We start from the raw sequence: 15,213 nt of genomic DNA, 5'->3' as shown, positions 1-15,213 counted from the left end.
CATGCGTGTCGTGATCACCTCGCCGGCGTGTCGCACACGCCGCAGCTCACGCCACGGTAAACGAGACCGCCTTAAGATCCTCCAGACGCGACGAATGGCCGATTAGCAGCTCGAAGTCACCCGGCTCCACGAACCGTTCGGCATCGGGACCGACGATCGTGCAGTCGGCGACGGGGATGTCGAACGCGACGGTCGCGCGCTCCCCCGGCTTCAGGGAGACCCGTCGGAACGCCTTGAGTTCGCGATCGGTCCAGCTGTAGGAGGTCACGACATCGCTGATGTACGCCTGCACGACCTCGGTACCGGCGCGGTCGCCGGTGTTGGTCAACGTGATCTCGGCATGCACGGTGTCGCCGACCGCGAACGTGCCGTCGGCGTTGGACGCGCCACCCACGATCGTCGGATCACCGTATGCGAACGTCGTGTAGCCCCCTCCCTCGCCGAACGCGAACGCCGGATCCTGCGTGAGGTCGGCGTAGCGGTTGCCGTGCTGGCCGCGGATCTGGTTGTAGTAGACCGGTAGCTGGCCGGCGTGGCGCGGGAACGTGATCGGCAGACGGCCGGAAGGATTAGTCAGGCCGAGGATGATCTCGGCGATCGCGCGGCCGCCTTCCATGCCGGGACTCGGCGCCCACAGGATCGAGCCGGCGCCGACCGCGGGATCGTTGCACCGCTTGGCGAACACGTCGTTTGCGCCGACGATGCTCGCCGGCAGTATCTGCGGCTTGGAACTGATGAGCACGGTCACCATCGGCGTGCCGGTCTCGCGGGAGACGTTGGCGAGCGCGTCGAGCAACGCGTTCTGTCCGCCGAGCAGATCGAGCGTCGCGGTCGAGCAGCATTCGCCGATGAGCTGCACCACGTCGCCCACCACGGCGACGATGAGGTCGGACCGACGCGCGTTGGCCACGGCCTCGTCGATCAACGCCTGGTCGACGGCCGCATTGACGGCGACCTTCGGCCTCGGTTGGCCGTCAGGATAGTATTCGCCGTCCGGGTCGGGCACGAGGTCGACGATGTTCGCGCCGCGCGAGTATACGACCTCGCAGGTGTCGCCCACGAGTTCACGCATGCCGTCGAGTACGGTCGTGATCATGTCGCGCGGCTGGCCGTCGGGCATCCAGTTGACCTGGCCGGAGTCGCCGGCCCAGTCGCCGAGCTGGGTCTGCGCGTCGTCGGCGAGCGGGCCGGCCACGGCGATGCGCTTCGCATGCGTCGCGGCCGCATCGAACGGTAAACCGCCGTCATTGCGCAACAATGCAACGGATTCGCGGGCGAGATCGAGGTTGAGCCTGCGGTGTTCGGCCGAACCGATCACGGATGCGATACGCGCCTTGTCGGGCAGGCGCGGATCCTCGAACAGGCCGAGGCGGAATTTGACGGCGAGGATACGCGACACGGCCGCGTCGATGAGCGATTCGTCAAGCAGCCCGGTGCGGACGGCTTCGATCGCGCCGTCGTAGAACTGCGGCGTGGTCATGATGAGGTCGTTGCCGGCCTTGACCGCGTCGGCGGCCGCATGTACGTAGTCCGGCTTGACCTTCTGCTCCCAGACGGAACGGCCGACGTTGTCCCAGTCGGTGATGAGCATACCGCGGTAGTCCCACTGCCCGCGCAGCTTGTCGGTGAGCAGCCATTTGTTGAATGTGACCGGAACGCCGTCGATCGATTCGTAGCCGAGCATGAACGTGCCGCAGCCTTCGCGCGCGACGCGTTCGAACGGCGGCAGGAACCATGATTCGAGCTTGCGGTGGCTCAGGTCGGCTTCGGACGCGTCGCGACCGCCCTGCGTCTCCGAATAGCCGGCGAAGTGCTTGGCGCAGGCGAGGATCGCATCCTTGGGCAGGGGCTCGCCGGCTTTGGCGCCGCCCTGATAGCCACGTACGATCGCGGAGGCGAGCTCGCCGATCAGCGTCGGGTCTTCGCCGAACGTCTCGCCCACACGCCCCCAACGCGTGTCACGGCCGATGCACAGCACCGGGGAAAACGTCCAGTGCACGCCGGTGCAGGACACTTCCTCGGCGGTGGCGCGACCGGCGGCCTCGATCTTGTCCGGATCCCAGCTGACGGCCATGCCAAGCTGTTCGGGGAAGATCGTCGCGCCCGGCCAGAACGAGTAGCCATGGATGCAGTCGTCACCGATGACCAGCGGGATGCCGAGTCGCGTCTTCGTGTTGACGAGGTCGACGGCTTTCGACAGGTCGGCGGGACTGGTGTGCAGGATGGAGCCGACGTGCTTGTTGACGATGAGGTCCTCCAGGTCGGCACTGCGCGCGTCGAGCTGCATCATTTGGCCGACTTTTTCTTCGAGCGTCATGCGGCCGATCAGGTCGACGATGCGTTCGGTATCAGACAGGTCAGGGTTTTTGTATGGCGCGGTTGTGGCGGTTGCATTCATGATGGCTTCGCTTTCCTCGATGAAATCGAACGACGGCGTTTTCTTTAGTTACCAATCGGTAGTTTACCGCGCGGCGTGCGTTTAGTCAAACGTACATGCAGCCGATCGTAGCGTTGCGATCGGCTGCATGTACGTGCGCGTTGCGTAACCTCGACGGACAACCAGTCGCACCCTCGTTTTTGTCGCGGACGATCCTCACAATGGCACGACCACCGCTCGTCAGCGACGACGAAACCGCACCGCCGCCAGAAAGGAGGCAACGATGACGAAGCCGCATCCGTCCTCATTCGCGACCACGTTCGACGTACCTGCATTGCCCGGTCACACATTCGTGCGCCGGATCGGGCAAGGCGCCACATCCGAGTTGCTGCTGTATCGCGACCGTCGAACCGCACGCGTCGTCGCGGTCAAACACTCGCATGCCATCCTCGACAGCGCGGCCGCCGAACGGTTCCGCGTCGAGGCCGCATGCCTGCGGCGTCTGTCCTCGCACCCGAACATCCTCACGATGTACGGAGCCGGCGTCACCGACGACGGCCGTGGCTATCTGATGCTGGCATACGCCGAACATGGGTCCTGCAAGGAACTCGTCTGGCCGAAGCATGGTCGATGCCGCCCATTGGCCGCCGCCCGCACGTTGACCTTGGGAATCGCGATGGCGCAGGCCCTGTACGCGGCCCATCGCGTCGGGATCATCCATCGTGACGTCAAACCGGCGAACATACTGCTTGACCGGCACGGAACGCCGCTGCTCGCGGATTTCGGCATCGCCTCCAATCTGTACCGCGCCGATACCATGACGGGATATTCGCCGCTGTGGGCTGCGCCGGAAGTGGCCGCCCACCGGAGCGGCGGCGACGAATCCTCCGACCTGTACGCGTTGGGAGCGACGCTGTTCGCCCTGCACACCGGTATGCTGCCGCCATTCGTCGAACATGTTGCGCCAGCGGACGATATGTCGCGTGATCTGATGCACGTACTGGATCAGGCCATGGCGGAGAATCCCGATGACCGTTTCCGTCGATCGGCGAAGGTCTTCGCCGCAGCAATGGAAGACGTACTGCGTCGACACGGCGTATCGTCCGAACGTTCCCGTATGAGAACGAGGGTGCCGACCGTTGCGCCATCGACCGGTACCGTTGTGGTGCGAATCCCGAAACGTATGGCCCGTGCCGGGATGCCCGGCGGGCGATCGGCCCGGCGCCGCGGCGTCATGGCGCACGCCATCGTCCCGTTGGCCGTCGTCGGCGCAACGATCATGCTGGCATGTCCAACGCTGTGGCATGGCCGTTCTCCGCCCGCGCTGCCGAAAGTCACGACGATCGTCAACGCCGATGAAATACCGGCCATGGATGATGACGCACTTCGTCTGCAACCGGATGGCACCGCCACCACCCCATAGCCCATGTTTCCACGCATTCCGACACGCCCGGCATCCGCGCCGCAATCCATCACCGTCATGACGCAAAGGAGCCCATCATGGCACCCCTTACCGCCATCATCCGTCACATGCTCGCTCAACGCCGGCACGCGGTCGAAGTCAGTCACGCGCACGATGCGCCGCTGGCCGGCGTCCGATTCGCTCTGTGCTGCACGGCGGCAGCGGCATTGATCATCATCGCCGGCTCATGGGCCTACGGCTCGGTGGTGCAGCCGCGGCTGCAGTTCGATGACGGCACGGTGTGGGTGACTTCGGCGAACGATCGTCAAGCAGCCCGGCTTCATGTACGTGCCGGAGAACCTGACGCCATGGTGCACGCTTCGTCGACCGGATTCGATGTCGTGCAGCACGGGACCGACACCTTGCTGATCGATCACCAGCAGTTGACCGGCATTCGTGCCTCCACCGCCGCCCTTGACGTCCGTGTGAGCATCGCCTCCGGAACCACCGTCATGACGGGTGGCGGCACGGTGGCGTTGATGGATGATCAGGGACGGGTTTGGGCTGGCAGGAGTGATGATCTCGAGGCGGTGTCACCGCTCAGGAGCACGCCTGCACTGCGGCTCGGGGCGGGAGGCCGTGTCGCGGTCACCCATGACGGTGCCGTATATGGGTATCGTCCGCAGGATGGCATGGTGATTCGACTGATTCGGGGCGCGGAGACAAGTGATTCCATCGAGGTGGGATCGCTCAGTGATGATGAACGTCTGGAGGTCGACGATTTTACGGTGGTCGACGGGGAACCGGTCGTGCTTGCCGGCACCACGATTCGTTGGAGGCACGGTGCTGCGGAAGTCGAGGGCGACGAGCATTTGCAGTTGCAATCGGTCGATGCCGAAGGCGTGCAATCAGGGTGGGTCACTGTTGCCGGCAGGTCGGGACTGTATGCGGTGCGGCTGCTGCGCGGCGCGCAGACCGTCGTCGCATTCGGATCGGTATCGCGGAACAACGATTCATCCAGTACCGGCTCGGCCGTCGGCGATCAGCATCAGACAGGCGGCTGGCCGGCCAGCGCTGCGGCGCGCCCCGTGGCGTCCGGCGGTTGTGTGCATGCAGCATGGGCGAAGCGATCCGAAAACTATCTGCGCATCTGTTCGGCGCAGGGCGATGATGGACATGGCAAAACGAGCGTTTTGCGTACGCTTCGGTCCGTGCACGCCACATCGGATTTGGTGTTTCGAGTCAATCATCGTCTTGTGGTGCTGAACGATATAGCCACCGGTACCGTGTGGAACACCGCTGACGAATCCGGCACGACGGTCGCACTGTCATGGAATCGATCGGAGACATCGACCGCAAACCAAGCCAATGCGGCTCAAACTTCGACCAGCACCCGCCGCTCTTTCACGAAGACATGCAGTGAGGGGTCGGGAACCGTCGAGGCCGAAGACGATGCGTTCGGCGCACGCGCCGGCAAGACAAGCGTTCTCGATGTGCTGCGCAACGACAGACAGACCGACTGCGCAGTATTGCGCATCACACGGGTCAGCGCGCCGAACGGCGCAAACGTGTCCCTGACGCCGGTGCATGGTGCTCGGTATCTGCAACTGGACGCCACGAACGCCCGGACGGGCACGGTGACTGCGACCTACGACATCAGCGATGGACGGGGGCAGACGGCCTCAGCCTCCATCACGGTCACGTTGCATGATGGCGATGTCAACACGGCCCCGATGCAGCTTGGCGATCCCATCGAGCACGAGGTCGAACAGGGGACATCGTATGTGACGAACGCGTTGGCGGGGTTCGTCGATCCGGATGGCGATGCATTGATGCTTCTGTCCGCCACGCCGCAGGACGCCGAAACGGTGGCTGTGTCCTCACGCGCCGACGGACGACTGACCTTTCAAGCGGGGGCGATGACGGCCGGTCGCGTCGGCGTGGAGCTCACGGTATCGGACGGCGATCTCACAGTAACCGGCATCACGTATTTTTCGATCCGCCCGGCACGAACGCTTGCCGCCGTCATCGATGCGGTCAGCGTGCAGACGATGCCGCAGACGCGTGTCGACATCAGCCTGCGACCGTATGTGCATGGCACGTCGGCGCAGCCGGCACAGCTTGCCGCAGTGGACGCTCCCGAACATGCGACCGTGGCCATGAGGGCCGATGCCATGTCCTTCTCCTTCATGGCTGCGGCACCGGGGACCTATTACGTGCCGTTCACGATCATGCAGAACGAGGTGCCCGGCATCGGTCTGGCTCGTATCGAAGTGACGCCGGCATCCGGTGAAGCCGCTGCGCCGATCGCCGTCAACGATACGGCGATATTCAATGGCGACGGAACGGCGATCGTCGAACCGCTGCACAATGACATGGATCCGACCGGAGGCATAATGGGCGTCACCTCAGCGTCCGTCGATTCCGACAGCGGCATTGATATCCATGTGGAATCCCATCGACGGATCCATGTCATGGCACGTACGGCACCCGTACGACCACAGGCGATCAGATATACGGTCGAGAATGCCGCGGGATCCTCGACCGGAACGATCACGGTGCTCCCTCCGGCAATGTCGTCGCAGGCCGCGCCGGTGGCCGGAGACATCACCATGAGTGTGCGCACCGGCGGCATCGTATCGTCGGATGTGCTCGACCATGTCACCCATCCCGATATCTCGGTCATCACCCTGACCGACGTGTCCGGTCATCGGGACGATGCGTTCCGTGGCCTGTTGTTCGTCTCCGGCACCACGATCCGTTATCAGGCGGGTACCGAGACAGGCACCTTTCACGCGAGGTATACGGTCACGGACGATCTTGGCAATGCGAGTTCCGGGACGATTGCCGTGACGGTGCACGAAAGCGATGCGACGTCCAAAACAGCTCCGACGCCACGCGACGTGCAGGCGCAGGTGGCAGCGGGACGCACGACGCGTATCCCCATACCGCTCTCCGGTATCGACCCGGATGGCGATGACGTCACCCTGCTTGGATTGGGCGGCACGGCTCCCACGTTGGGGCGCATCACCGCGGTGGGGGCCGATCATATGGTGTATGAGGCATATGCCGATCCATCCGGCACCGACACCTTCACCTATGCCGTTGAGGATTGGACCGGGCAACGCGCGCAGGCCACCGTTCGTGTCGGCATCGTACATGACCGAACCGCTTCCGGCGTATGGGCCCGGGACGACCATATCACGCTGCGCCCGGGAACGACGGCAGCCGTACCGGTCGTGCAGAACGACATCGCCGATGATGATGCTGCGTTGTCTCTGGACCACGAACTTGAAACGCAGTGGATTGACGACGCCTTCGTGTCGGAGGGCATGATCATACTGATCGCCCCGCGCGAACGATGCGTCGCTTATGTCACGTACACCGTGCGCGACGAGACGGGGCTATCCGACACCGCGACGCTGACCGTGACCGTCGATCCGGATGCGCCGATCAATCCACCGGAGGCCCATGATTATCGGGTTCCCGCAACGTCCACCATCGACAAGCGATCCGTCGACGTGGATGTGTCCGCATGGATCACGAATCCGGCCGGTACCATGGATGAGCTTGCGATCGGTGTCGATCCGTCGGCATCCGACGCCTACATGGTGGACGGGCAGCCGACCGTGATTCGCGTGGAACTCACCGACACGGCCAGATCCATCCCTTATACGGTGACGAACGTTACCCACGGTCTGACGTCCATCGCGTTCATCCACGTGCCCGCCTACGGTGTGTTCCCGCCGATACCTCGGCCGAAAGCGCCACCTCTGACCGTAAACGCCGGAGAGACGATCATCATCGAACTTGCCGATCATGTGCGTGTGGGTGCGGGAAAGACTGTGTACGCCGAACCGGAATCAGTGCATGCCACGAAAGCAGCCGATGTCGCGGTCGACAACGACGCCCGTTCCCTGATCTTTGCCGCAGCCGGCGACTATGACGGTCCGGCGTCGGTCACGTTCACCGCCATTGACGGGCAACGGCAAGGCCAAGACACCCATATCATCAATACGGCGGTTATCACGTTGCCGATCACCATCGTCGGCGGCACGGCATCCTCCCCCATATTCGTGTCACCGACGATCGAGGTGGCGGCCGGAGAAACTCCGACGACCATTGACCTTGCCTCGTTCACCCGATCCGCATCCGTCACACGCACCGGGACGCATCACTACGGCTACGCATTGCAGGAGACGTCATCCACGCATCCGGTCACGGCGTCATTGTCGGATTCCGGCCGGCTGACCGTAGCCGCGGCCGCGACGGCGATCCCCGGCACAACGATGAGCATCCCCATCGTCATCCGATACGGGCACGGTAGTCTCGCCGCCGGCGTCACCGTACGAGTGGTCGCATCCGGGCGTCCACTGTCGCGGTTGCAGGATCGGACGCTGACGATGCGAGCCGGCGCATCGGAACGTGTAGACGTGCTGGCCGACGCCTACAACCCGTTCCCTGACGTTCCTCTCTCCATCGTCGGCTGCTCCGATGCCGCCGTGTCCAAGCTGACGGTCTCCGGTTGTGCCGGCACCGGCCCATTGACGATCTCGGCATCATCGGATACCGGAGCGTTCACGAGCCGTATCACCGTCACCGTACGCGACGGCACTGCGGCTGCGGAACGGCAGGTGAGCGCCACGATCGTCATCTCCGTAGCCGATCGCCCTGCACCGCCATTGCTGTCCCCCGTATCCGGCACCCCGTCCGACGGCATGGTCCGATTGGAGTGGATCGCCGGAGCCGCCAACGGCAAGCCGATCCTCGAATATCTGGTGGCCTGGAACGACGGCACCCGCTCCTGCGGCGTTATGACCAGTTGCCGTATTGAGGGACTGCGCAACGGCACGACCTATACCTTCACGGTGCGGGCGCGCAACGAGGTCGGATGGTCGGAACCGTCTGCAGAGGTCACGGCCAGACCGGATATTGCGCCGCCGTCGCCGACATCCGTGACGGTTACGCCCGGGTACCGTTCCGCTGTGGTGCGCTGGCGTCAGCCGACCTCTTCCGGCACCGCCCCCGATCGGTACCTTGTGACGTTGTCCAGCTCCACCGGCAGCTATCGCAGTACCGTGACCGTTACAGAGCCCTATGCCGAATTCGAGATTCCCGATACGGCCATCACCGATGGGATGACGGTTTCGGCGACGGTCGCCGCCGGCAATCACGTCGGCTTCGGGGAGACCAGCCAGACCAGCCAGCCGGTGCGGCCGTGGGGCGATCCCGCCATGTCGGAAGCATCGTTGTCCAATATCGACGATCACGGCGGCATGCGGCTGGCCATCCTCCTCGGCGACATGCGTAACGCCGGCTGTGCACGTGTATCGCTCTCCGGTGGCACCGTCGGACAGCTCACCTGCGACACGACCGAGCATACGTTCACCGCAGCGAAAGGTCAGCTGCGTATCCCCATGACCGTCACCATCGCGGTTCATCCGCAACGTGACGGCGCACAGCCCGTCACCATCGTCAGCAACGCGAGTACGCCCGGCTACACGATCGGTCAGCCGTCCGATGTGCGGTATACCTGTGCGGAACAGGTCTGCGAAGCCGTGTGGGAGGCGTCGGGCATGGTCGACGCCTTCATCGTGGAGACCGGCAACGGCGTCGTACGAACCGTCACCGAGCCGCACGCCGTATTCACCTTGGAGCCTTGGCAGACCTTCAGTGGGCTCTCGGTGCGTCAGACGCTGAACGGCCACGACGGGCCAAAGGTTTCGGGAACCGGCGAACCGTATACCTATCAGGTTCCCGCCCATATCGAGTTGCCGCAATCCGTCTCCTGGAGCGTCGACGATCCCGACATCATCGATGTCATCGGCGGCACCATCGATACGTGGGGGCGTGCCGCCGAGGCCATGCTCGTCATCACGCCGGATGCCGGCATCTCATGCATGCTGCCTTGGAGCGGCGGCAACGCCAAACTTGATACCTCGCACTGCAGTCGAGCACAGTCCTACACCTGGTCCGTCATGGTCGCCTCCACCGCGGGCGAACCGGCATTGGATCGCAGTATGGACGGCGGGACGATCGACGGCATACGCATCGAACCTGCCGTTCCCCTCGCCTTGCATGCCAATGGTTGGGTCAGCCCGTTCCCCATGCACACCCTTTCCTTCAGCAGAACCGTCATCCAGTCGATCAGCCAGCAGATGACTGGCGAGGCAACCAGCAAGGAGCGATCATGACCACCACCCTGCGCCACGACCAATACGGCAGTGATGATGCGACTCGTCTGCCGGATGCCGCGCATCCGTTCGATGATGCGACCAGAATACCGTCAGATCGTCGTTTCATGTCGATCCGGCAGACATCGGACGCCACGCTGACGCCGGCGTATACGCCGATGTCGGCGCCGGCCGAGTCGCCGTTGCCGCAACTCGAAGACGATGATTCCGTCATCACGCTCTCATCGGTCTCAACGCCACCGCCGGATAACGACATCAGCTGGTTCCAACGGTCGTTCGCCGCATTGACGACGAACATCGCCAATGCGGTGTTGGACAAGACGATGGCGATCCGTCTGTGCGTCACCGCGCTCATCGCCGGTGGCCATTTGCTGATCGAAGACGTTCCCGGCACCGGCAAGACGCAACTGGCCCGGAGCCTGGCCAGGTCGGTGCACGCGCCATGCCGCCGCATCCAGTTCACCCCCGATCTGCTGCCGTCCGATGTGACGGGCACGACCGTATACGACCAACATCAGGGTACGTTCTCGTTCCGTCAGGGGCCGGTGTTCTCCTCCATCGTGCTGGCGGACGAAATCAACAGGGCGTCCCCGAAAACCCAGTCGGCATTGCTGGAGGTCATGGAAGAAGGTACCGTCACCGCGGCCGGCGTCACTTATGAGGTGCCGAAACCGTTCATGGTGATCGCCACGCAGAACCCGATCGAACAGACCGGCACCTATCGGCTGCCCGAAGCACAGCTGGACCGGTTTATCATCGCGACTTCGATCGGTCACCCGGGACGTCAGGCCGGTCTCGCCATACTCAAACATCCCGGAACCGCATGCCGGTCCGATGCGGTACGGCCGGTATGCCACGGCGACGACATATTGTCTTTGCGTGGCGTCGCTGCGCACATACGTATGGATGACATGGTCGCCGAATACGTCATGCGCATCGTCGAGGCGACGCGGGTCGATGATGCCGTGGCGTTCGGGGCATCGATGCGTGGAGCGCTTGCACTGGCCCGGTGCGCGCAGGTGTGGGCCGCCGCGGAAGGGCGTTCGTATGTGGTGCCCGACGATGTCAAAACGCTGTCACCGGCGACGTTGGCCCATCGCATCGTGCTCACGTCCGAAGCCTCGTTCCGCGGCATGACCGGCCTTCGCGTCATCGAACGGATCGTGGAGGACGTACCGCCGCCCACACTGGGTCCCTAACAACCCGACACATCGTCATCTGCCAGCCGCAACCGTTAACCGTATGATGCAGAAAGGAGTAATCATGGCAACAGGGCCGATGCCAAGACCACGACCATGTTCCGGCATTGTTCGAGCTCGCATGTCCGCGGCCCGTCTTGCCGCGGACATCGTTGACGGCATGCGACCGGCAGGATGGCTGCTGGCATGCATTGGACTGGCTGGCACCGCATGCTATCCGATCACCGGTTGGCGGGAAACGCTTTCGAGTGGCATATGCGCGCTGGCTGTGGCGATCATGGCGATGGTCTGCTCACGGAGCCGCCCACGGGGCACGGCATCCGTGGCGATCTCGCGTCGTCAGGCGAATATCGGCGAGCGCATCGACATCACGGTCACGGTCTCCCCTCGTGGACGGTCGACCATCGGCGGGACCACATGCGCGATCATGATCGACGATTCGCGGGAAGCCCTGACCCTACCGTCGATGCAGGCCGGTGGTGCCGCGACTTTCGCACTGTCCTGCGTCGCATCGGCGCGGACCGTGTTGATGATCGGGCCGGTCATGATCGGCACCGGAGACCCGCTGGGATTCTGCACGCACGAACATGTATTGGCCGAACCGCAACCCGTATACGTTCATCCGTCTGTCGTGCCGTTGCGATCGCGACGATGCGGCGCATCATACGGTACCGAGGGTGTGGCGGACGGCACCATGGCCGATGACGATTTTGATTTCCACGGGTTGCGTGATTACGTGCCGGGCGATGATCTGCGCCAGGTGCATTGGCCCAGTTCGTCCAGGACCGGCACCTTGATGATCCGGCAATATGAGGCGGTTCGGCATATGCATACCGGGCTGGCGATCGACCTTGATCCGCAAGGGTATGCCGGGCGCCAAGAGTTCGAACTGGCGATATCGTGCTATGCGTCGATCGGCGCGCACTGTCTGCGCATTCGGCAATCACTGGTCGCCTATGCGGGCGACCGACGTATCGATGCCCCGCATACGACGGCTCTGCTGAACGCCTGCAGTGCCATCGAACCGTTGGCTCCGTCCGGTGACGGCATGTCGTACGCGATTCATGCATTGTCTCGAGTGCAGTGTTCATGCCGTATCTTCATAGTGGGATCGGCGTGGGATATTGCAGGAGCGTCTCCGCTGACGCAGTCGACCGCCCATGATGGCGTTCTCATCGCGATACGGGTGGAGGATGGTGCGGCTTGGAACGTGCGCAGGATCGGACGCATGGTGTCGGTCACGATGGGCGCTCTTGATGATCTGCCGTTGGTGTGGGAGGTGATCTCATGGCGATGACTCATTCTTCCAATCGGCCTGCCGCCACCTTGCACAACGACAATGGATGGGACCATGACGTCCATCGTCCGATCGCCGCGGTGTATCGGCCCCACCGTACGGGTGGACGGCAGCAGCATGCCATACGCCGAAACGACAACGGCACGATGCCGTCCTTGATAGGCATGGCACTGTTGACGTTGGTGGGGTCTTCCGGTCTGATCGACGTGTATGGCACCGTCCCGATATGGGCGTTGGGTGCCGTGCCGGCGACGGCATGCGGCATTACGATCGCCCACGTCGGGCACAACGGCGGCATACGTCATATATGGCAGGTCATACTGCTGATGCTCTGCCAATGTCTGGTCGGTCCGGTCATCGCCTGTAATGACACCACGATCGTCCATGTGCTGCCGACTTGGGATACGGTGCGGTCGGGATGGCGGGCCATGTGCAATGCCTTTGCGTATCTGATCGCGACCACGCCTCCGGTCGATGTCGCATCCGGCTCCCTGATGGCGGTGTGGATGATCTGTTTGTGGGGTTCATTCCTTGCCGGAACACTGGCCTGTGCAAGACATCGGATCCTTATGCCGTTCGGGATCATCGTTCCTCTTGCAGTACTCATCGTATGCGCTTTGCTTGGCACGGCATCATCCACACGGCGTATCGCCACAGGTGTGGCGTATGCGCTCATCGCCGTCATCTGGCTGTCCCGGCAGACGATCCATCGATACGACATCGTCAGACGCCGACCACTTGCCGCCAGTGTCGTGATAGTCGTCGCGGTCGGTCTCGCGACGTCCGGTGCCCTGATGACGACGCCACACCGATTGGTACTTCGTGACCGTCATGTGCCGCCGGTCAGCGTGGTTGAACGAACCAGTCCGTTGAGCGGCATGCGCGCGTACGTCAAACGATATCGGGACGACGTATTGCTGACCGTGGATCACATGCCGTCAGGGGCGCACATACGGATCGCCGTCATGGATGCATTCGACGGCAATATATGGTCCATCTCCGACGGCGATGCCGCATCCGCTGCCGGGGCCGCATCCACCGGCAATACCGCGTCCACCGTGCAACGGTATCGTCCATGGTCCATTGCGGCATCCGCGCCGGCGGCGTTCGGCGCATGCGATGTCGGCAACCGGCACAACGGCAAGGCATCCGACGAAACGGATGCAGCATGGTCCGCGACCTTGACCATCGGCGAACGGTGGTCGGGCATCTGGCTGCCGTTGATCGGCACGCCGGACAGCGCAGCCGGTCCGCATTGCACCGTCGTATCCATTGCCGACGGGCATGCGGCGCCGGCGGATCGCTCGTTCGATATCACGGACGACGCTACGGTCGGTACCAGCGATACCGACAATACCGCCACTGCAACCGGCATGACCGCGTACTATCACGCGTCCTATCGCACCGCGATATTGCCGTCGGGCGTGCCCGCGGCGATGTCCTATACGCAGCATGGTGTGATGACGGCGACGCCCACCGATGCACAGATCAACGATGCGAAGGCGGCCTACACGCCGCAACCGGTCGCGCAGGAAGTGCCAAAGTCCGTCTCCGCCTTCGCCTCCACCGTCGCGGGAGGCGTACCGGCAGGTGGCGCGGCGGCACAGGCGCTGGCTGATGCTTTGCGGGATCGAGGTTGGTTTTCCCAAGGGTCGGAGAGCGAATATCCATCGCCTCCTGGGCATGGCAGTCATCGTATCGACGAATTGTTGTCCTCATCGATGATGGTCGGCGACAGCGAACAGTACGCGTCGGCCATGGCGTTGATGGCACGTGAGCTCGGCATGGCGTCCCGGGTGGTGTTTGGATTTCGGACCGATATACCAGCATCTACATCAGCATCACAACCAATGACGTTCACGGGCAATGACGTCGAAGCGTGGGTGGAAATCCTGCTGGAACAGTATGGGTGGGTGGCGTTTCATCCCACGCCGGATCGCGCCAAACAGCCCGATGCGGCACAGCAGGCGGCGTCGGAGCAATCCACGCCGGTCGTTCGTCAGCCGCCGGCACCACTCGTCGACCAGCCACGGGATGACACGCGGTTGCAGGGAGGTTCTTCCGTGACCGGTCAGGATGCCGAGGCATCGTCATCGGATGACGGATCATCAGCCCTGGCCGTGGCCGGACGGATGGCACGCATCGTAGCGGTCGCTGGCAGTCCGGTATGGGTGGTCATCACGATCAGTGCGCTGGTATTGCTGATCAAGGCGTTGACCTTAGCTCGATGGCGACGTACCGGCGATGTGCGTCAGCGCATCACCGCCGGCTGGCATGCACTCCGTGTCCTGTCCGCGCAGAGCGGTGTTGCGCTCAACGGCACCCATCGCGAACAAGCATCGCGGATCGCACGATCGTTTCATATCGATGCCGATCTGCTGCAGACGTTGGCCGCTCGGACCGATCACGCGGCGTTTTCGGGAGAAGTACTGCCGGACCGCCATGCGGAATCGTTCTGGAACGACGTGATGGCCGTGCGCCGGCGGATGCTTGTCGGGCAACCTCCGCTGCGTCGTTTGCGCACCCGTCTGTCATTACGATCGATACACGTCTCGCCGTCCAAGGCGCCGCTCAAGGTCAAGACAACGATCGCGTTCACAACCGAATAAGGAACCGAATAACAGGGTTATTATAGGCCACCACTACAAAGCAGACACGAAAAAGCGGCTCGTATCACACGCGTTGTCGCGTACGATACGAGCCGCAATCAGACTCCGATAACCGGTCGATCAACCACAGCCGGT

6 protein-coding genes are annotated in these 15,213 nt (G+C 63.2%); 5 read left to right on the top strand and 1 reads right to left on the bottom strand.

Annotation, left to right across the window (positions count from 1 at the left end):
- Positions 1 to 46: 46 nt before the first annotated feature.
- Entirely contained in the window at positions 47 to 2,398 is a 2,352-nt protein-coding gene (locus DSM100688_RS04145) for a glycoside hydrolase family 3 N-terminal domain-containing protein (RefSeq protein ID WP_152357890.1), read from the bottom strand.
- Positions 2,399 to 2,660: 262 nt separating this feature from the next.
- Here DSM100688_RS04145 and DSM100688_RS04140 point away from each other — a divergent pair, with 262 nt between their 5' ends.
- The 5 genes from DSM100688_RS04140 to DSM100688_RS11895 all read left to right on the top strand — a co-directional run bounded on the left by DSM100688_RS04140 (position 2,661) and on the right by DSM100688_RS11895 (position 15,078).
- Complete coding sequence (locus tag DSM100688_RS04140) at positions 2,661 to 3,800, top strand: serine/threonine-protein kinase (RefSeq protein WP_152357889.1); 1,140 nt, start codon at positions 2,661 to 2,663, stop codon at positions 3,798 to 3,800.
- 77 nt (positions 3,801 to 3,877) lie between these two features.
- Positions 3,878 to 9,973, top strand: a complete 6,096-nt coding sequence (locus DSM100688_RS04135) for an Ig-like domain-containing protein (protein ID WP_152357888.1) — start codon at positions 3,878 to 3,880, stop codon at positions 9,971 to 9,973.
- Positions 9,970 to 11,172 (top strand): AAA family ATPase, encoded by a 1,203-nt coding sequence (locus DSM100688_RS04130; RefSeq protein WP_152357887.1) that lies wholly within the window; start codon positions 9,970 to 9,972, stop codon positions 11,170 to 11,172. The genes DSM100688_RS04135 and DSM100688_RS04130 overlap by 4 nt, the downstream gene beginning before the upstream one ends.
- Positions 11,173 to 11,599: 427 nt before the next feature.
- Positions 11,600 to 12,469 carry a DUF58 domain-containing protein gene (locus DSM100688_RS04125; protein ID WP_205730646.1) on the top strand — a complete coding sequence of 290 codons (870 nt, stop codon included), beginning with the start codon at positions 11,600 to 11,602 and terminating at the stop codon, positions 12,467 to 12,469.
- Positions 12,460 to 15,078 carry a transglutaminase-like domain-containing protein gene (locus tag DSM100688_RS11895; RefSeq protein WP_152357885.1) on the top strand — a complete coding sequence of 873 codons (2,619 nt, stop codon included), beginning with the start codon at positions 12,460 to 12,462 and terminating at the stop codon, positions 15,076 to 15,078. The genes DSM100688_RS04125 and DSM100688_RS11895 overlap by 10 nt, the downstream gene beginning before the upstream one ends.
- The last annotated feature ends 135 nt before the right edge of the window (positions 15,079 to 15,213 follow it).

The organism is Bifidobacterium ramosum, from assembly GCF_009299505.1.
In the GTDB taxonomy this organism is placed as follows: domain Bacteria; phylum Actinomycetota; class Actinomycetes; order Actinomycetales; family Bifidobacteriaceae; genus Bifidobacterium; species Bifidobacterium ramosum.
The sequence above is the reverse complement of the archived record's forward strand: the minus strand, read 5'-3'. Positions and strand labels throughout refer to the sequence as shown.